A 19,464-nucleotide genomic window follows, 5' to 3' on the forward strand; every position below is an offset into this window, starting at 1 on the left:
TAAAACAATCATTAAACTATTCAGCTGCAAAGCCTTTTGATGCACTGGCAAAAGTTGGTTTTGCGAACCAAATTATGATGAGTAAAAAGATAAAAATCCAAGCAGCAAGTCTAAAAATATCGTTGGTGGCTAACATATAGGCTTGGTTAATGACCGTTGTATAGATAATTCCAAAGCTTTTTATGCCTGATATGCCTACCGTATGCAGTTGTTCTGTAGTTTTTTGGACTAAAGGATTATATGCAGTTATTTGCTCAACAAGCTGACTTTGATGTAATGCTTCTCTATTGTTCCACAAAGTGAGACTGATTGATGTGCCAAAACTACTGCCTAAGATGCGAAAGAAATTAGCAAGTCCGAGGGCGCTGGCCAGTCGTTCAGGAGGTAGTTCAGCTAAAATTAAAGCAATTAATGGGGTAAAGAAAAATGCAAGTCCAATCCCCTGAAGGAATCGAGGTTCGATTAATTGAATAAAACCGATATCAGTGTAAAAAGTAGACTGCCACATAGACGTAAGTGTAAATACAATAAAGCCAATGCTGATAATAATTCGTAAATCAAATTTACCCATGTAATTGCCTACAATAGGCGTTAAAAAAAAGGGTAAAATTCCTACTGGGGCAACTGCAAGACCTGCCCAGGTTGGAGTGTAGCCCATTTGCGTTTGTAGCCATAATGGGAAAATAACCACAGTGGCAAAATAAACAAGAAAGCCCAAAGTAAGACTTATCGTTCCTATTGAAAAATTTCGTAGCATAAATAAACGCAAATCGATAATAGGATTATTTTGAGTGAGAAGCCAAACAATTAAAAAGCTTAGTGTGACGGTGGAGATAATTGCTAAAGTAATAATAAAATTAGAATGAAACCAGTCTGAATCGTATCCTTTATCTAATAAAACTTGCAAACACCCAATACCAATGGTTAATAACAGTAATCCTATATAATCAATGGGTAATTTAGCAGTAGGGGTTTCTCTACCACTAAGTGTTATCATTGTGAAGATAACAGAAAAGATCCCAACGGGTACGTTAATATAAAAAATCCATGGCCAAGTATAATTGTCAGTGATGATTCCACCCATAATGGGGCCAAATATTGGGCCTACAACAGCAGTCATAGCCCAGATACCGGTCGCCAGCCCTCTTTTTTCTGGGGGATAATTAGCAAGTAAGATACTTTGTGATAATGGAATCATAGGTCCTGAAACAGCACCTTGAATTACCCGAAAAAAAACCAGCATCTCTAAATTCATAGATAATCCGCAGAGTACGGATGCGATGGTAAATAATGCGGTGGAAAAAACAAAAAGACGTACTTCGCCAAAACGTTTTGCAAGCCACCCTGTAAGCGGTAACATAATGGCTTGACTGACTGCAAATGAGGTGATAACCCAAGTGCCATTATCAGGACTTACTCCTAGATCTCCTGCAATGGTTGGAATGGCTACATTAGCAATAGAAATATCTAAGACATTCATGAAAATTGCTAAAGACAATGACACTGTCATTAAGATCAATCTACTGCCAGTAAGAGGTGGTAGATCAGTCATTATGATTTGCTCCTGGGTAAAAACATATCTGGGGAGTTCGCTTGTAAAATGTCGTTAATAAGTGGCTCCACCTCTGCTAACTGTTTTTGGTAAACTTTTGTTTGAAATTTAAATTGAGGTTCTGACTTTTTAGGGAGTCTACTTCCCTTTAAATTGTGAATATCAATAGTAACGCGCATAGACAACCCTAGTTGTAACGGGTTTTTTTGCAATTCATCAGGGTTTAAACTAATGCGCACAGGAAGTCTTTGTACTATTTTAATCCAGTTTCCGGTTGCATTTTGTGGGGGCAATAATGCAAAGGCTGAACCTGTCCCTGCATTTAATCCAACAACTTTGCCATGATATGTAATTCCAGGATACGCATCAGCATAAATAGTAACGGGCTGACCGATACGGATATCATTAAGTGCTGATTCTTTGTAATTTGCATCAATCCACGTATCGTGTAACGGAATAATTGCTAACATTACCGAATTCATTGCTACTTGCTGACCAGGCTGAACACTACGTTTAGCAACATAACCGGTAATAGGGGCTTTAATGGTCGTTCTCTGCAAATCCAAATAAGCCTTTTTTAAATTTGCTTTGGCAGTTTCTACAAGCGGATGAGTATAGAGTTGTGCGTTTTCGACTAATGCTAAGGCGGCGTCTAATTGATGCAATGAAAGATCATAGGTTGCTTGAGCCGCTTCCAAAGCCGTTTTATAATGTTGCATTTCTTCACGAGATACTGCCCGATTACCCATTAATCCTTGTCGCCGTTGCAGATCGAGCCGGGCTTGAATCAAATTGGCTTTATCCAAAATTACTTTTTGTCGTGCCTGAGCTGCATTTTCAAAATATTGGCGAACTTGGCGGACCGCTTGAGCTAAATCTGCTTTAGCTTTTTGTAAAGCGACTTTATAGTCAGCAGAATCCAATTTAATTATAGTTTGCCCTTCAATAACTAATTGAGTTTCATCAGTATCTATTTCAATTACAGTACCTGCAACTTGTGGCATGAGCTGTACCATATTGCCATTGATATATGCATCATCCGTGTAAAGTTCAAATTGTCCCCAAATCAACCAATAGGTAAGCCATAGTAAGGCAATAAACAAAAAGACGCCGCCGAGTATTAGCATGGCGATTTTACGTTTATGTAAGGTCTCTGGTGTTGCCCCTTCTTTTTTAGTTTCAGTTTCTTTATTTTCAGCCATGATCTAGAGCTCTCCACCTAAAGCTGTTAATAAAGCTATAAAAGCTTGTTTTTGACGAGTCTGTAACTGTTGTAACATCGCTTTTTGCTGTATTAATAATTGTTTGATGTCAATAAGTTGGGGGTAATCAATAATTCCTTGAGTATATCGTGCTTGGAACAGTTTGTAATTGGATTCTGTAGTATTGAATGCTTGGTTTTGGGCAGTAATTTGTGCGTTAAGTGTTTTTAAGGTAGATAATTGATCACTAACTTGTTGTAAGGAATTTAAAATTGTTTGATTATATTGATTCACTGCAAGTTCGTATTGGGTATAGCTTACGCCAAGGTTTGCTCGCCGAGCTCCTGCATCAAAAATAGGTAAATCAAAAGCGGCGCTGACATTGTCATTTTCAAACCATACATTAAAAGCCTTATTAAAATAAACGCTTTGTACGCTTAATAAACCTCTCAAATTTATGTTGGGAAAAAATGCAGTTTTAGCGACATTTATTTGATGTGCTGCAGATTCTGTAAGTGCGCGTGCCGAAGCAATATCAGGTCGTTGGGCAAGAATATTTGCAGGAATTATTTCTGGGAGAATCAGTTGCTTTTTGTCATATGCAAAAGCGGCGACATCAACTTGAGTAGAAAAAGGATTTTTTCCCATTAATACAGCCAGTTGATGGCGTGATTGCATCTCTGCTCGTTTGAAATCTTCTACAGAGAGTATGGCTGTTTGGTAATTTGCTAATGCAGTTTTTACTGGGATATTCGATGTGATGCCATGTTTTGCACGGTCTAAGATGATATCTGCAAGTTGTTTTAATAATCGCACATTTTCCTTTGCTAAGCGTTGCTGGGTAATATTATTTTGTATGTCAAAATAAGTTGTTGCAACTGCTGCACTTAATACCAGTCGAGTTTCAGCCAGATCCATTTGTGCGGCAAAGGATTCACTGATTTTGCTTGCTAAGTTTTCTCTGTTTTTTCCCCAGAAATCAAGTTCATAATTAAATTTGAAACCAATATCTGCAATGTTTGCTTGATTGATTCTGGTTAGAAGAGGGCGTAGATCGGGAGGTATGGTTCCATGTATGGGGAAGTATGCTTTTTCCAAAGCTCCATCAAGGTTAATTGCTGGCCAAAGTGTTGAATAGGCCATTTTTGCAAGCTGTTGAGCGCGGTCAACGCGTGCTTTAGCACTATGTATGTTGGGAGCGTCCACAAGTGCTACGGAAATGAGTTGATCCAATTGTGGATCATTAAAATGTTTAAAATAAGATCTTGATTTATTTTTAGGAATTCTATAAATATGCTTCACGGATAAATTATCCGTTTTAATGGGTTTTGTCTTGGTCTGTATTTCACCAAATAAAGAACAGCCCGTTACTGTTAACGCACTTAATAGACTGATGATGAAGATTATGCGCACATTTAAATCCCTTTTTATATCAGGTTTCGTACTTTATCAAGATTTTAAAAGAAAAACATTAAGGATCAACCGGCTTATTGATCATGAAAAGAATTTCTGGATTTTTAAGTTTATAAAATATGGGCTAGAATAATTTAAGTAGGACTAAATAAAAAGCAAAAGAGAGGAAAATCATGGATATATTAAGAAAAATAGTGATGGTGGGTATTGTTTTAACAACACTTGGATGCTTAAGTGCTTGTGGAACAGTAAATGGATTTGGTAAAGATGTGTCTCATGTGGGTAAAGATATACAAAGAGCAGCACACTAAATTTTTTTATGATTTAGCGGATGGTTAATACCTAACTGTTTGGATCTAATAAATATATAGTGGGTTGTTTGCAGAACGGGCACCCATTTTGATAGAGGCACAATGCTCAAATAACGTGAGGTATGGATCTGGTTCCGATCAGGGCTGAAGAGATGCGTGAGCATCGTCAGGAGCATACAAATGGCTTCGGGAAGGTATACTTCCTCAGCTCAAATGTACCGGGGTAATGATTCGCTGTCTTATCCCGAACTTACGTTAAAATAGAAATGGGTTCCTGCTTTTGCGAAAATGACAAACACCTTAAGTCAATGGAGCGCGTGGTTGTTATTATTGATGCTTCTTTATTGGAAAATCAGCTTTGAGGCTCAAGAGAAACTATTTCTGGTATTGCGCTTGAATCCTACGATTTTTTGCTCCTAATTCTTAGGTAAATAATTACCCTAAATAATTATTAATTACTCAATTTTTGTTGTGCTTCAATTAATTTGAGGAAGGAAAGGAGTAAAACAATGTCTGAAACTGTCAACTCATCCTAATTCATGTTAAATTAGTCATTAATTTTACATGATTGGCAAGGGAATGTAATTAGTGCTTGGTTCTAGACATCGTATAAGATTGATAAGTGGCATGCTTCTCAGTGCTTTTCTTCATACTTCTTGTATGGTTGGCCCAAACTTTCATTCTCCTGCTCCGCCAAAGGTCAAACGTTATACTGAAAAACCATTACCCAATAAAACGGTAAAAACTGCTGGAGCAGGAGGCCAACAGCAAGCATTTATTTCCAATAAAGACATTCCTATTTTGTGGTGGGAGCTTTATCGCTCTCCTGAAATTAATCAATTAATACATACAGGCTTAGCCAATAGCCCCACTTTAGCTGCAGCTTCTGCCGCATTGCGTCAGGCACAGGAAAATTTAAAAGAACAAATTGGTAATTCAATGTGGCCTGCAATAGATGTGAGTGATGCCTTGCAAAGACAACGTTATTCAGGGGTGCAAATAGGTCAGCCATCGGAAAGTGTTACTTTTAGTCTTTATTACACGTCGTTTAATTTATCTTATACGGTGGATGTTTTTGGAGGGGCGCGCCGACAAATCGAAGCATTGCGTGCACAAGTTGATTATCAACAGTTTGAAGTCATTGCCGCTTATCTCACATTAACTTCTAACATAGTGACCACTGCTATAGCGGTTGCTTCTTATCAAGCACAAATTGAAGCAACTGTTGAATTGATTCAGGCAGAACAGGGAATTCTTAACTTACTAAACAAGCAATATCTTTTAGGGGGTGTTTCAAAAGAAAATGTATTAACCCAACAAACTTTATTGGAACAATCAAAAGCAACTTTGCCTCCGTTGCAAAAAAGTTTATCGCAGGCGAAGCATGCATTATCTACCTTAGTAGGTGCATTTCCAGATGGACCTTTACCTACTATTCGTTTAGATCGTTTAAAGTTACCTACAGAATTACCGATGAGTTTGCCTTCAAATCTTGTTCGCCAACGTCCCGATGTACGCGCTTCTGAAGCGTTATTGCATGCAGCTTGCGCGCAAGTAGGTGTTGCTACAGCTAATTTATTCCCACAATTTACCATTAGTGCCAATGAAGGATGGCTTAATACTTCCTGGTCTCAACTCTTTGTCGCAAGGCACAATACTTGGTCGGCAATGGGGACGGTATTGCAACCCCTATTTCATGGAGGTGCATTATTTGCCCAACGGCGTGCAGCAATTGCTGCTTATCAACAAAGCGCAGCGCAGTATCAGCAGGTTGTGTTACAAGCATTCCAGAATGTGGCCGATGTTTTAAGAGGATTGGAGGTAGATGCACGTACATTGCAAGCCCAAATAAGAGCTGAAGATGCCGCGCGAGCATCTCTTAATCTGACTCTCAAACAATATCGTTTAGGTGCAGTCAGTTATATCAATTTATTAAACGCACAACAGCAATACCAACAGACGCGTATTAGTCGTATTCAAGCACAAGCGACACGTTATAACGATACTGCGGCATTATTCCAAGCTTTGGGTGGCGGCTGGTGGCATAAACCCTGGTGTGTCAAAGAGTGTCTATGATGAAAGAGATTTTCTTAAAAAAACAAATGGTCATTATGCTAATTGCTGTAGGTATTCTTTTTAGCTTTATTTTTGGTTGGAAAGTTTTTAGCAGCTATATGCTGAAAAAATATCTTTCTCAGTCCCAAGCACCTGCAGTTACTGTTTCGACGATGAAGGTTGAGCCTTCTTTATGGCAACCTACTCTAAAAGCAGTAGGCAGTCTACGTGCTGTTCTTGGGGTGAATGTGACGACGGAACTTGCTGGTATGGTGCAAAAAATCTCTTTTAGACCTGGTTCTGCCGTGAAAAAGGGTTCTGTTTTAGTGCAATTAAATGCGGGGACCGAATTGGGGCTATTGCATTCATTGCAGGCACAAGTTGAATTAGCAAAAATTACCTACAAACGAGATAAAGCTCAATATGCCGTGCATGCTGTAAGTAAGCAAACACTAGATACTGATGAGTGGAATCTGCGAAATTTGCAAGCTCAAGTTGAAGAACAAGCAGCAACCGTAGAAAAGAAAACCATACGCGCGCCTTTTTCAGGACAATTGGGTGTTAGAAACGTTAATCCAGGGCAATATCTTAATGTAGGTGATACTGTAGTAAGTTTACAGGCTTTAGATGTTATTTATGCGGATTTCTATTTACCGCAACAAGCATTGGCTCAGCTCAAGTTAGGGCAGACAGTTAAGATGGTTACCGATACTTTTGCAAACCAAGTTTTTCAAGGAACTATTACCACGATTGAACCTATTGTAGATAGTGCAACTCGTAACGTAGAGGTTGAGGCTACTTTTCCTAATCCTGATTTCAAATTGAAGCCGGGGATGTTTACACGAGTCGAAGTGGATGTGGGAAACAAACAAAGCTATCTTACCGTACCGCAGTCAGCAATTACGTTTAATCCTTATGGAGACATTGTTTACTTGGTTAAAGACAGTGGAAAAAAGGACAATAAAAATCAACCAATTCTTGTGGTGAAACAGGTTTTTGTCACTATTGGTGATACACGTGGTGATCAAATTGCAGTGTTAAAAGGTTTACACAAAGGGGATGTTATAGTGACCAGTGGTCAGTTAAAGCTTAAAAATGGCAGTCAGGTCGTAATCAATAATCAACTACAACCCAGTAATGAAGCATCACCGAAGGTTGTTGAGAAATAATCTAAGGATTTGTAACAATGCGGTATACCGACATTTTTATTAAAAGACCAGTACTGGCTACAGTGATTAGCTTAATGCTTTTAGCGATGGGTTTACGATCGATTAATTCTTTGCCAATCATGCAATATCCATTTACACAAAATGCTATTGTGACAGTGACTACGACTTATACTGGTGCAGATCCTGATGTGATTGCTGGATTTATTACAACACCTTTAGAAAATTCAATTGCTCAAGCGAATGGTATTGATTATATGACATCAATCAGCTCGCCTAGCACGAGTACAATTACCGTAAATCTTCGCCTTAATTATGATCCATTAAAAGCACTTTCGGATATTACGACTAAAGTCAATGCAGTGCTAAATCAGTTACCTAAAAATTCACAACAACCAGTAATCACTGTTTCAGTAGGTCAAACAATCGACTCCATGTATATTGGATTTTATAGCGATGAATTACCCATCAATAAGATTACTGATTATATAATTCGTGTGGTACAGCCTAAACTTCAAGCAGTAAATGGAGTACAAAATGCGCAAATTCTTGGAAACCAAACCTTTGCTTTGCGCGCTTGGTTGGATCCAGTTAAGCTCGCTGGTTATGGGATTTCAGCTGCAGAAATTGGCGCGGCATTAGCGAATAACGATTTCATTTCCGCGGTAGGGCGTACTGATGGTCAGATGTTTATCCAAAACTTAACTGCCAGTACTAATTTAACCGATGTGAATCAATTTAAGAAAATGGTTATTAAAGCGCAAAATGGAGCTATCATCCATTTGGAAGATGTAGCTACGGTTTCTTTGGGAGCACAAAACTATAATTCTTCTGTGAGCTTTGATGGGCGAACAGCTGTTTATGTCGGCATTGTGGTTGCTCCTTCAGCGAATCTTTTAACTGTAATTGATGAAATAAAAAAAATATTTCCTACGATTCAGGAACAATTGCCTCAAGGCTTAAACGGAAAAATTGTTTATGATGCGAGTTTATTTGTTCATTCATCGATTCATGAAGTTATTGTTTCCCTTTTAGAAGCATTTCTTATTGTCACCGCGGTTATTTTTATATTTTTAGGATCGATACGTTCGGTTCTCATTCCAATTGTGGCTATTCCTTTGTCTCTTATTGGCGCATTCTGGATTATGCTTATTTTGGGATACTCCATTAATCTTCTTACTTTATTGGCTTTGGTGCTCGCGATTGGTTTAGTCGTTGATGATGCCATTATTGTTGTGGAAAACGTGCAGCGTCATATAGAAGAAGGACAAACTCGATTAAGAGCTGCGTTGTTAGGTGCGCGTGAATTAGCCAATCCAATTATTGCCATTACTGTTGTTTTAATTGCAGTTTATCTACCTATTGGTTTTATGGGAGGATTAACCGGGGCTTTATTTACGGAATTTGCTTTTTCTCTTGCAGGCGCAGTTACCGTTTCCGCAGTTATTGCCCTTACTTTATCACCGATGATGTGCTCCAAGTTGCTCAAGATTGGAAATGGTAACGTCAAAGGACGTTTTATGGTTTATGTTGATAGCTTATTTGCAAAATTGGAGCGGTTTTATGAGCGAATTTTAGCTTCTACTTTAAATCATTTGTCTGTTGTGGTTGTTTTTGCGATGATTATTCTTGCAAGCAATTATTTTCTTTTTATCACTTCTGCCTCTGAATTAGCGCCACAAGAAGATCTTGGGGTGATCATTTCCCAAGTCACAGCTCCTGCAAATTCTTCGTTAGCCCAAACCAAAATGTATGCTAATCAAGTAAGCAAAATTTTCAAAAAATATCCTGAAACCGATCATATTTTTCAAGTCGATGGATCTCAGGGATTAAATACTTCCATTATAGGTATGGTTTTAAAGCCTTGGGATCAACGTCAGCGAACAACAAATCAGTTGCAACCGTTGATTCAAAAAGAACTTGATCAAATTGCTGGCGCTAAAGTAGCTGCTTTCCAACTGCCATCATTACCAGGAGGAGGGAGTGGACTTCCAATTCAATTTGTTATTACAACGACGGAATCATTTGATAATCTAAATGTGGTGTTACAAAGTATTTTAGATAAAGCCTATAGTTCGGGTATTTTTGCTTATATTGATCCTGATCTCAAAATCGATCAAATTCAAACCAAGGTTAATTTAGATCGCGATAAAATCGCAGAGTTTGGTTTAACCATGCAAGATATTGGCAATTTATTTGGGTCTGCTTTAAGCGAAGGGTATATTAATTATTTTAATTATGCAGGTCGTTCTTATCAAGTGATTCCCCAGGTGAAGAGAGAAAGTCGCTTAAATCCAGATGAACTATTGAATTATTATATAAAAACTTCTTCTGGGGCATCCGTACCGCTGGCAACTGTTGCTGATTTACAACGACAAATTGTCCCTGAATCGTTAAACCATTTTCAGCAACTTAATTCAGTAACCATTTCAGCAGTGGCGTTTCCTGGAGTGACTATGGGACATGCGCTAGAGACTTTGGCCAATATTGCCAAACAGACGTTACCTCAAGGTTATTACATTGATTATGGTGCCCAATCACGCCAATTTGTTCAAGAAGGAGCTAGTCTTATTATTACCTTTTTCTTTGCTTTAATTATTATCTTTTTGGCACTATCAGCCTTATTTGAAAGTTTCCGCGATCCTCTTATTGTTTTGATTAGTGTCCCTATGTCTATTTGTGGCGCAATGATTTTTGTGAGTCTGGGGATCGGCCATGCTACGCTTAATATTTACAGTGAAGTTGGTCTTGTTACTTTAATCGGGTTGATCAGTAAACACGGTATTTTAATCGTTCAATTTGCCAATGACTTACAAGCTGAAGGACAAAAAAAATTAGCGGCAATAAAGTCTGCAGCTGCTATACGGTTACGTCCTATTTTAATGACTACTGCAGCAATGGTATTAGGTGTAATCCCTTTAATTTTTGCAACGGGTGCAGGAGCAGAAAGTCGTTTTAATATTGGTTTGGTTATTGCAATGGGCATTTCGATTGGAACTTTATTTACGCTTTTTGTTGTCCCTTCCATGTATTTATTATTAGCCGCAGATCATGCGAAAAAAGTATTCCCTGAAGACGAAGAGTTTTTATAATTTGAATTGAATAAGCGCTATATTTAGATATATTTTATAATCATTTTTTATTGTATATATACAATAAGAGCATTGAAATTACTCAAATATTTGCCAGTTTCATAAGACACATAAATATATTTAATTGGTCAAGTAGAGATTCTCTCCAATAAAATTATCCTAACCGTTGGAATCAATTAGGAGAGAGCTGTGAGAGACGATTTAATAAAAGCTATTGAAACACAAGATTTAAAAAAGGCAAATGGAGAGTTAAAGAAATGTAACTTACAACCATTAGATTTATTTTATACCCAAAGTCAAGCCGCCAATCTTCAACAGCTTTTTGCTCAAGAAGGAATACTCGAAAATTGGGAGTCATACCTACAGATGACCAAGGATCAAAAGAAAGAATATTGTGATACAGTGACAGAGGAAGTCAAAAAATTAAGAGTAATTGGCGTTAAAATGCTCATAAATCTAGTTTCTGGGGAGACGGATAAAAAAGAGCTTTCTGAGACTCTTAAACATTATAAAAACAGTGGTCAAATTGATCGTTTGAATGAAAAAATTAATGACATAACGCAAAATAAAAACGATAAAGTAAACTGTACAGATAATCCAAAAAAGGACGCAGCATACACTAATGCTATAAATCTTATAAAAAATGCAAAGGAAATAGATGATGCATTACATTCTTCTACTTCTTTAAATGAGTTTATAAAGAATGCTGAAGGAACTTTAAGAAGAGGAGAAAGTACTTTAAAAGAGACCAACCCCTTAAATCAAAAAATAAAATCATGCTTTGATGCTATCCGTAAAGCCATATATAGTGTTACCCGCTGTGATTTTGTATTAAGCAATGAACAAAAGGAAAAAATGACGGTCCAATCAATGAAAGCAGAGATTAATAAACTTAAAGAAGTAGAGCCAGCTTCTCAGCGTGAATATTCCTACAGTTAACTCTAACTTGTGCAGGGTATATAAAAAGGATTTTAAAAAATTGTTGCTTTTTAGACCTTCCGCTTTTGTGCATAGGTGTCCACTTAAGGAAAAATTGACGCTCCCTTTTAAGGAGGATGTTTAGTAGGACGTCACCCTCTGCGAAAGCAGGGGGTCTAGTGAAAGCTATGCTGTAATATGATGTTTCTAGCCAGGTTTGTTGCTTTTTAGACCTTCCGTTTTTGCGCATAGGTGTCCACTTAAGGAAAAATTGACGCTCCCTTTTAAGGAGGATGTTTAGTAGGACGTCACCCTCTGCGAAAGCAGGGGGTCTAGTGAAAGCTATGCTGTATATGATGTTTCTAGCCAGGTTTGTTGCTTTTTAGACCTTCCGTTTTTGCGCATAGGTGTTCCACTTAAGGAAAAATTGACGCTCTCTTTTAAGGAGGATGTTTAGTAGGACGTCACCCTCTGCGAAAGCAGGGGGTCTAGTGAAAGCTATGCTGTATATGATGTTTCTAGCCAGGTTTGTTGCTTTTTAGACCTTCCGTTTTTGCGCATAGGTGTTCCACTTAAGGAAAAATTGACGCTCCCTTTTAAGGAGGATGTTTAGTAGGACGTCACCCTCTGCGAAAGCAGGGGGTTTAGTGAAAGCTATGCTGTAATATGATGTTTCTAGCCAGGTTTGTTGCTTTTTAGACCTTCCGTTTTTGCGCATAGGTGTTCCACTTAAGGAAAAATTGACGCTCCCTTTTAAGGAGGATGTTTAGTAGGACGTCACCCTCTGCGAAAGCAGGGGGTCTAGTGAAAGCTATGCTGTAATATGATGTTTCTAGCCAGGTTTGTTGCTTTTCAGATTTTCCCCTTTTGCGGTTTTTTCGAAACTTGCTCCATGGTCAATAGATCTTAAGCCGTAGGTGCTGTAATGAGAGCAGGTGCTTCATATTTTTTCTTGATGCCCTCTGTAGGTGTAGAAGCAAACAGGCCAAAACGTTTTGTCAGTTCACTTATTTCAGGAGGGTGATGTACTGCATTATTAACCCCATCCAAAAGCTTTTTGCGCGTTGGAGTATATAAATGCAATGCTTCTAACAAAGATAAGAAACATATTTTTAAGAAATTAAAACTAAACGTATCGGTTTGTCTATGCTTAAGAATAATGCGTTCAAAGTTAGGGTTTTTAACTTTATTTTTAATCAGCTCCAAACGCTCTTTTACCTCTAAATTGGGATTTTCAGCAATGTCTTCAAGATCCTTAATACACTTACTTTTTTGGTTTAAGGTTGTTTCACTTTCAAATAAAGAATTATTTTTTTGTATCTGTACTGTAGAATAACTAAAATAATTTTTGAATTGGGCCAAAGCAACTCGGACTGAATCAAGATGATAGTATTCGGCATAATGTCTTTTTTCAAAAAGACTAATTTTTTCTTTTAACCGTTTTTGTATGTTCAAATTAATATCGCTTGCTGTTTTTGATTCAGCGATGATTTCATTTCTGAAATTAAGCAAGTATTTTTCTAACTTAGCTTGATATTCTTTGTCGCTGTACTGCAGGCCAATGTGTCGATTGCAGTAAAGTGTAAAATGTTTATCAAAGGATTCCGTAGTATATTGCTCAACAAACGTAATATTTTCTTTTTCTTGAACTTTAACTAAATCAGTAAGATACGTTAATTTTTCTTCCGCAGTAGCAAGTCTCATTTCATGGGTTGCTTTTAAACCTAAATAGTAATGGTGGCTTGCTTTGATTAATGCTTCGACTTGAGCGAAATGAGGTGCATAATCTTTAAGCCCTAAATTACAGAGATTATCCAGTGCAAGATCCTCTGGATACTCGCTAGGCTCAATATTAATTTTTTTATCGTGTTTTAGTTTTGCAATTTTAGGGAGTGCTTTTTGATAGGCTACCCGTAAGTTCTCTTTGTCCTTATCTAATTCTTTCTGTGATGGAAGAATACTTTCAGGATCAAGATATACAAGATAACGTTGATATAACTCTTCAATATCTTTATATTCTTTCTCTAAATTTTTTAAACGTTTTTTAGCATTTTTAATTTGATTGTTCGTCAGAACTGTTCTTTTACTCAATGGTGCTTTATCACAAACAAGCGATAGATGTGTTTTGGAGTCTAAATCAAATGGGTGGAGCAATCCTTTAAAAAATTCATTGGTTATTTGTCTTAAAGGCTCTGATAGTTTCCCGGGTTCTAATCCTAATCGATTTTCCCAAAGGTCTGCTTCAAGAAGCATAGGAGTAAAGACCGTAGAATGCATTTGATTTATGTTGTTAAGCACTGCATCGTGAGAAGTCGTTGTAAATTCATTGAGTTTTTGAGTTAGCTCTTGGTACAGATAAATCATGTTCGGTGTTTGTAGGAACAATTTGAAGTAGGAGTCAGAGCTATTGATTAAGTTTTCAATGAATAAAGTCGCTTTTTTAGCGTGAATATGTAAGTCGTTGAGTTCTTCAGTAGTTAAGTAATTCGTATTTTTTAACGCCCTTATGTGTTTAGGCCCTATATAAAAGGCATTAAGAACATACCAAAGTGCATTATATTGTACAGTAGGGGAGCCATAAGGAACCTGTTCTGGACCAACTTGGTATGCATCGGATTGCTCTTGGAGGGTTGCGTAGAGGTTTTGTGCCTTATCCTGTAATTCGCGAGCAATGAATCCGAGGTGGGGATCAGCAATTAAGCGCTGGGTTAATTTAATGATTTCATTAACATGTCCATAGGCTTGTAATAAATAATATACGTAAAGACTTTTAGCACTTTTATTATTTAATTTTTCTAATTCAAGAACAATGCCTTCTAGGTGGTACATGCTGTTGAATATATCTTTTAAAGCACACACCTGTTTACTTTGCGCTAATCTTCGGTTGTCATCCTCCATTTCAGGGAAAGGTAACCCTGACTGTCGAGGCGTTAATTCCGCTTTCATTGCTTTATTAAACAATTTTGTCACTTCAAATAAGGATGATCTAAACTTATGGATGGCTTCTGAGTAATTAGTATGTGAAATAACATAATGAGCTCTTTTATTTGTTTTGGGGTCTAGCTCTAGGTCATTGGCGTCATTTTCAAGAACAAATTTTTCTTGGGCTAAATCATAATAAGTTTGGGCTCTGCTTTGCCAATTTCTATGGGTTCTGCTAAAAAAATCTTGAAAATGGCGATCTAGATCTCGGAATGTTTGTACCGAGGGCTTATCTTTGTTGCTTATCTCCTTATTTAATAATAATGCAACGATATATTTATCAAAATTTAATGTATCTTCTTTTCTTTCTGCTGGAGCAGCACTAATGAGATAGGGTTGAAAAATACTATAGAGATTACGGCATTGCTCTTTTACTTCTGGATCAAGATGATCAAGGAGTAATCTTTTTCCGTTAATTTGAGGTGTTATAAGTTCTATAAATTGAAGATATGCATTGCGAACAACTAAAAATTTAGTGTGTTTATTGAGATACCACTGCCACATATCAAGAGCTTGATCGGCACTTAATTGTTCAGGATTTTGCAGTATTTTATTGCTTTTTTCTGTTTTAAAATGAAGTTTTGCATCTTGCTCGCGCTTCAGTTTTAAGTTTTTTGATTCGTCTTCGGAAAGAAAACTTTTTTTCGAAAAGTCATAATAAAATGCACTTTTATCTTTCCATTTGGTAAAGAATTCTTTATCTTTTTTCTCTTTCGATTTTTCAAAAAACTCTAGAACCTCTTTATCCAATCTCAAAAACAAAGAAGTAGGTGACGCGTCTAAAATATCCAAGGGTTTATTAGCAAATAAGTCTGCTAAATATTGTTCAAAATTTTGTGCGGAATCTTTAAGCTTAGGTGATACCATCAATTTGAAATAAGGTTTAAAAATTTGATACAAATTTTCACACTGCTTTTTTACATCTTCATCAAGATTAGTGAGAAGTAGGCTGCTGCCATAAAGCTCTGGTTTTACTTCTATTTGTTTTTTTATAAGTTGTGAAAAGCGAGTATAAGCAGATTGAGCTTGTTGAAGTTCACTTTTGCTAGACCATTCATAATTAATTTGATTAAAAAAATCCTGGATATTTTTATCAAGATTTAGAAAAAGTTTTGTCGTTGGAGAGTTTGTATTTGTTTTATTTGAGAAAAAATCGGTCAAATGTTGTTCTAGGCTTTTGGCAGCATCTTGATGTTGAGGTGAGGCAAATGCACACAGATAAGGCTGAAAGATTTTATATAAATTGTGACATTCTGTTTGTAATGTATCTTCAAGCTTATGCAACGCTAGGTTGTTCTCTAGATCAGGCTGTGCTGCTATTTGTCTTTTTACTAGTTGGACAAAGCGAGTATAGGCATTTTGTACACGGTGAAATTCAGCTTTTGTAAGCTTAGATTTTTTATTGCTGTCTTTTTCAATTTGCAGTGGTCTGGACTCATCAAGAGTATAGACACTTTCTTTTTCACTATAAGGAAATAGAAATAACTTGGTATTTTTGTGGACTGACTCAATGAGATCTTTGTTTAACTTAATATGAAAAACCTGACTGTTTTCAGCTTTGGTTATTAAATCTTCCATAGCTTTTTGTTTTTCTAATACAAAGCTAATATGGTCTGTGGGATATTGTCTTCGAATCCAACGCCATGGTTTTTTTAGATAAGAGTTCCAATCTTCTTTTTCTGCGCCGAGTTTTTCAATAAGCAATGCATTTAAATCAATGTCCAGTTTGGACATATAGGGACTAATCAATTTATAATTTTTTATCAGTTCTTTTTTTACTTCTGGGGGGAACTGATACATACGAAAGTCTTTATAACGAGGGTCATTTAATGTTGCGAAAAATTGAGAACAGGCTTGCCGCGCTTTTTCGATTTTATACAAAGCCTTATTAGCCTTATCAATCCGCTTGTAGGACATTTCCAATCTTAATTCAATAAAGCGTGGATCTTCAATCTCAAGTAGTTCCGCTCCTTTAGTTTTAAAGTCGACTGCTTTTTTAGGGAGATAAAGTATTGCGTCATAGAGTACTTTGACTTTTTCCATTAAGGGAACTGACAACGTTCCCGGTTTTAGCATGGCATTATCTTCAATTTTGTCGACTAAACCAAATAAAGTGGGTATCAGGTTATATTTTAAATGAGCTAATTTATCACGCACTAAATCTTGGGATGAATCGCTGAGCTCGCCTATTTGTTCCAAAGAACTCATGGATAAGGTGATAATATTGCGAATGATATGAATGTAATTTAAGAACTTAAGTGAAACAAAAACACTGCTTCCTTTTAAATTCTCTAAATCATTTAATAAGTGAAGCGCGGCATTTTGTAACTCGTCCAGCTTTTCTTTATTAAGCTTAGGTTCTGATTCTTTAATTTGGGATGAAAACTGTTGAATATGCTGGGTTAGCTTACCAATATAACTGGGTAAGACGGCACTAAATTGCGTTAGAAAATTATAGTCTACATCCCCATCAAGAGGGCGCAATTGATCGACCGCGATCCCTGCTACATTACCTGCATTGTAAGCCAATGGTTGAGGTTGTAATGCTTCTACCAAAGCCTTTTGTTCATCCGTATGATTTTCTGCAAAATGTTGGATTTGACTAAATAATGGCAATATGACAGCTAATTCATCACTAAACATGTCTCTTAAATCGACATCTAAATGAGTGAGCAAAAAGCTTGCTTCATACGCTGAATCAACCGTTTTATCCCAAAGTGATTTCAAATCAGTATAAGGTTGTTTTCTAACATCTGCATTTTCTAAATCTATAAAAGTTTGGCGTCCATGATAAAGTGCATTAATTAATTTTTTGATTTGAGAAATGTTATCAGGATCGAGGGAGTAATTAGTAAAAGGTGCCCATTGAATATGACCTTTTCTTGCAACAGCTGAAAGTATGTTTGGCTTGAGTGCATTTAATGTAAAGGGATGAGTATGTTTCTTTTTTGCAGTTATATCAATAATTTCAGGCATCAATGAATCTAAATCTTCAAAAGAAAGATTAGAGTTCGGATTCACTTTAAGCTCTTCTTTTGTTATGAGGCCTGTTACTGTTTTTCCATTGGGATCAAGTACTGTATATTCAAATCCCTTATCTAACATACGAACATAAAAGAAGCCTTTTTGAGGCTTCACCATGTCAGACATTAAGGTGAGGCTATATTTAAAAGGAGATGGGGCTGCAAGTTCGTCTAAGACCGCATCTTTAATCGTCTCACCATTGGGAGCTATTACTGAATAAGCAATTTTTCCTTGATGATCCCTAACATAGAGTTTGCCGGGTTCTAATTTTGTTTCATCAGTCATGAAACAAAGTTCATAGCGGGGGAAAAAAGGGATTAAGCGTGGGCTAACGTGTTTACTGTAAAGAATTTCAAATAGTTTTGCATCAATACGTTCTAGTACTTTTGATATTTGGTTTCGTTTAAATGACTCTAATAATTTTATATATTCTTCAATCATTACAGATAACCCAAAAGATTTAATCTTGAGTATTTTATAAAACAATACTTAAGTCAGTATTAAGAATATTTCAGTTTGGCAACATTTTCATCTAAAACTATCGATAAATCAATGAATAGTGGTAAAAAAGTCAGGTTGGATCTGCGTGAAGAGGGTATATCGACTTAGAAAAACATTTTTTTACTTCTAAGAATGCACATATTGGATGTGGATTAGGTCAATAATCTTAAGAACGAACTTTCACTGAGAGTTCTAAAATAAAATCCGCAACTTCTTCATGAAAAACAGGATAATCGGTGAACGATTTTATATGAATCGGTTTAGTAACCCTTTCTCCTGTAATTTTTGACTCTTGTATCATTGCTTCAACTAATGCGCCTTCAGAACACACAAAGTAAACATCTGATTCTGGCCGGCGTAAAAACTGTGCTTGAAAGGATTTAAAAGCAAGAGATATCTGACATTGTTTTTTGGTTGCATGATAGAAACCATGCAAACCTCCGGCGAGATCAGCACCTACTGAAAGAGCGCCAAAATACATCGAATTTAAATGATTACGACTTCGTCTATTCAAAGGCAAACAAATAATTATTTCCGTATCGTTAAGTTTGATAAGACGAGGTTTTAAATAGCCAATCATAGGTACTTTAAAATGGCCAAACTTCCAGAGAAAAAACTTAAAACGAGTCAGGAGATTCATGGATTATCCTTTTTTACCATGTCAACGCTTTGAATAATAAAACGATCAAATGGTTTTGTTACTATCATAGAAAAGGCAACCATCTCATTTACTTCAGAAACTAACACTACTGAGTCTACACGCCAATACTGAACTCCATTAGAAACTCCTTCACTTTCAATAAAGGGTTCCTTAGCAAATTTGGGATGAAGAGTAAGATGTTGTTCTCGCACGACTTTTAGATATCCCCCTAAAAATACGACCAAAGCATTCCAGGCGTTATCTGAATAATTTTTACGAAACACTGAATGTTCTCTTGATTTATAATTGTAATCTACCGATAGGGTATCTAAGATAATTTTTTTTACCCACTGAGTCACTTCAGCATCAGTTTGGGCATAAAGGTTAAGTGAGGAAGTAACAAGTACTACGAATAGCAGTGTTTTTTGTAAAAGAGATTTCATTTTAAAATCCTTTTTTTAGTGCAAAATTAATAATTTATGTATTCATTGTAGCATAATTATAAATTAAGAATGCATACAAAGTGAACTCAAACCCCTGACTCAAAATAGTCTAAAAATAAGAACTATCATTACAGATACATATTTGCGCTAAATGCTCCACATTTT

11 protein-coding genes are annotated in these 19,464 nt (G+C 36.5%); 5 read left to right on the top strand and 6 right to left on the bottom strand.

Going from position 1 to position 19,464, the window contains the following annotated elements:
• Window positions 1-16 precede the first annotated feature (16 nt).
• The 3 genes from DYH34_RS02725 to DYH34_RS02735 are packed head-to-tail and all read right to left on the bottom strand — an operon-like array spanning window position 17 to window position 4,167.
• Window positions 17-1,552: a DHA2 family efflux MFS transporter permease subunit gene (locus DYH34_RS02725; protein WP_058464804.1), complete on the bottom strand. Its 1,536-nt coding sequence runs from the start codon at window positions 1,550-1,552 to the stop codon at window positions 17-19.
• The gene (locus DYH34_RS02730; protein ID WP_058464805.1) at window positions 1,552-2,754 is read right to left on the bottom strand and encodes an HlyD/EmrA/EmrK family protein; all 1,203 of its coding nucleotides are present in this window, start codon (window positions 2,752-2,754) and stop codon (window positions 1,552-1,554) included. The genes DYH34_RS02725 and DYH34_RS02730 overlap by 1 nt, the downstream gene beginning before the upstream one ends.
• 3 nt (window positions 2,755-2,757) lie before the next feature.
• Complete coding sequence (locus DYH34_RS02735; protein WP_058464806.1) at window positions 2,758-4,167, bottom strand: efflux transporter outer membrane subunit; 1,410 nt, start codon at window positions 4,165-4,167, stop codon at window positions 2,758-2,760.
• A 173-nt stretch (window positions 4,168-4,340) separates the two neighbouring features.
• Between DYH34_RS02735 and DYH34_RS02740 the strand changes: the two genes are divergently transcribed.
• The 5 genes from DYH34_RS02740 to DYH34_RS02760 all read left to right on the top strand — a co-directional run bounded on the left by DYH34_RS02740 (window position 4,341) and on the right by DYH34_RS02760 (window position 11,730).
• Window positions 4,341-4,478 carry an entericidin A/B family lipoprotein gene (locus DYH34_RS02740; protein WP_058464807.1) on the top strand — a complete coding sequence of 46 codons (138 nt, stop codon included), beginning with the start codon at window positions 4,341-4,343 and terminating at the stop codon, window positions 4,476-4,478.
• A gap of 588 nt (window positions 4,479-5,066) precedes the next feature.
• The gene (locus DYH34_RS02745) at window positions 5,067-6,554 is read left to right on the top strand and encodes an efflux transporter outer membrane subunit (RefSeq protein ID WP_238589486.1); all 1,488 of its coding nucleotides are present in this window, start codon (window positions 5,067-5,069) and stop codon (window positions 6,552-6,554) included.
• On the top strand, window positions 6,554-7,702 hold the full coding sequence (locus tag DYH34_RS02750) for an efflux RND transporter periplasmic adaptor subunit (protein WP_058464811.1): 1,149 nt from the start codon (window positions 6,554-6,556) through the stop codon (window positions 7,700-7,702). The genes DYH34_RS02745 and DYH34_RS02750 overlap by 1 nt, the downstream gene beginning before the upstream one ends.
• A gap of 17 nt (window positions 7,703-7,719) precedes the next feature.
• Window positions 7,720-10,791, top strand: a complete 3,072-nt coding sequence (locus DYH34_RS02755) for an efflux RND transporter permease subunit (protein ID WP_058464809.1) — start codon at window positions 7,720-7,722, stop codon at window positions 10,789-10,791.
• A 189-nt stretch (window positions 10,792-10,980) separates the two neighbouring features.
• Complete coding sequence (locus DYH34_RS02760; RefSeq protein WP_058464810.1) at window positions 10,981-11,730, top strand: hypothetical protein; 750 nt, start codon at window positions 10,981-10,983, stop codon at window positions 11,728-11,730.
• A gap of 885 nt (window positions 11,731-12,615) precedes the next feature.
• Here DYH34_RS02760 and DYH34_RS02770 read toward each other — a convergent pair.
• The 3 genes from DYH34_RS02770 to DYH34_RS02780 all read right to left on the bottom strand — a co-directional run bounded on the left by DYH34_RS02770 (window position 12,616) and on the right by DYH34_RS02780 (window position 19,299).
• Window positions 12,616-18,156 carry a hypothetical protein gene (locus tag DYH34_RS02770; protein ID WP_058465025.1) on the bottom strand — a complete coding sequence of 1,847 codons (5,541 nt, stop codon included), beginning with the start codon at window positions 18,154-18,156 and terminating at the stop codon, window positions 12,616-12,618.
• A 226-nt stretch (window positions 18,157-18,382) separates the two neighbouring features.
• Window positions 18,383-18,856 carry a hotdog family protein gene (locus DYH34_RS02775; protein WP_058465026.1) on the bottom strand — a complete coding sequence of 158 codons (474 nt, stop codon included), beginning with the start codon at window positions 18,854-18,856 and terminating at the stop codon, window positions 18,383-18,385.
• The gene (locus DYH34_RS02780; protein ID WP_058465027.1) at window positions 18,853-19,299 is read right to left on the bottom strand and encodes a DotI/IcmL/TraM family protein; all 447 of its coding nucleotides are present in this window, start codon (window positions 19,297-19,299) and stop codon (window positions 18,853-18,855) included. The genes DYH34_RS02775 and DYH34_RS02780 overlap by 4 nt, the downstream gene beginning before the upstream one ends.
• Between the last annotated feature and the right edge of the window lie 165 nt (window positions 19,300-19,464).

The sequence above is a fragment of the Legionella cincinnatiensis genome (assembly GCF_900452415.1).
GTDB classification, from domain to species: Bacteria; Pseudomonadota; Gammaproteobacteria; order Legionellales; family Legionellaceae; genus Legionella; species Legionella cincinnatiensis.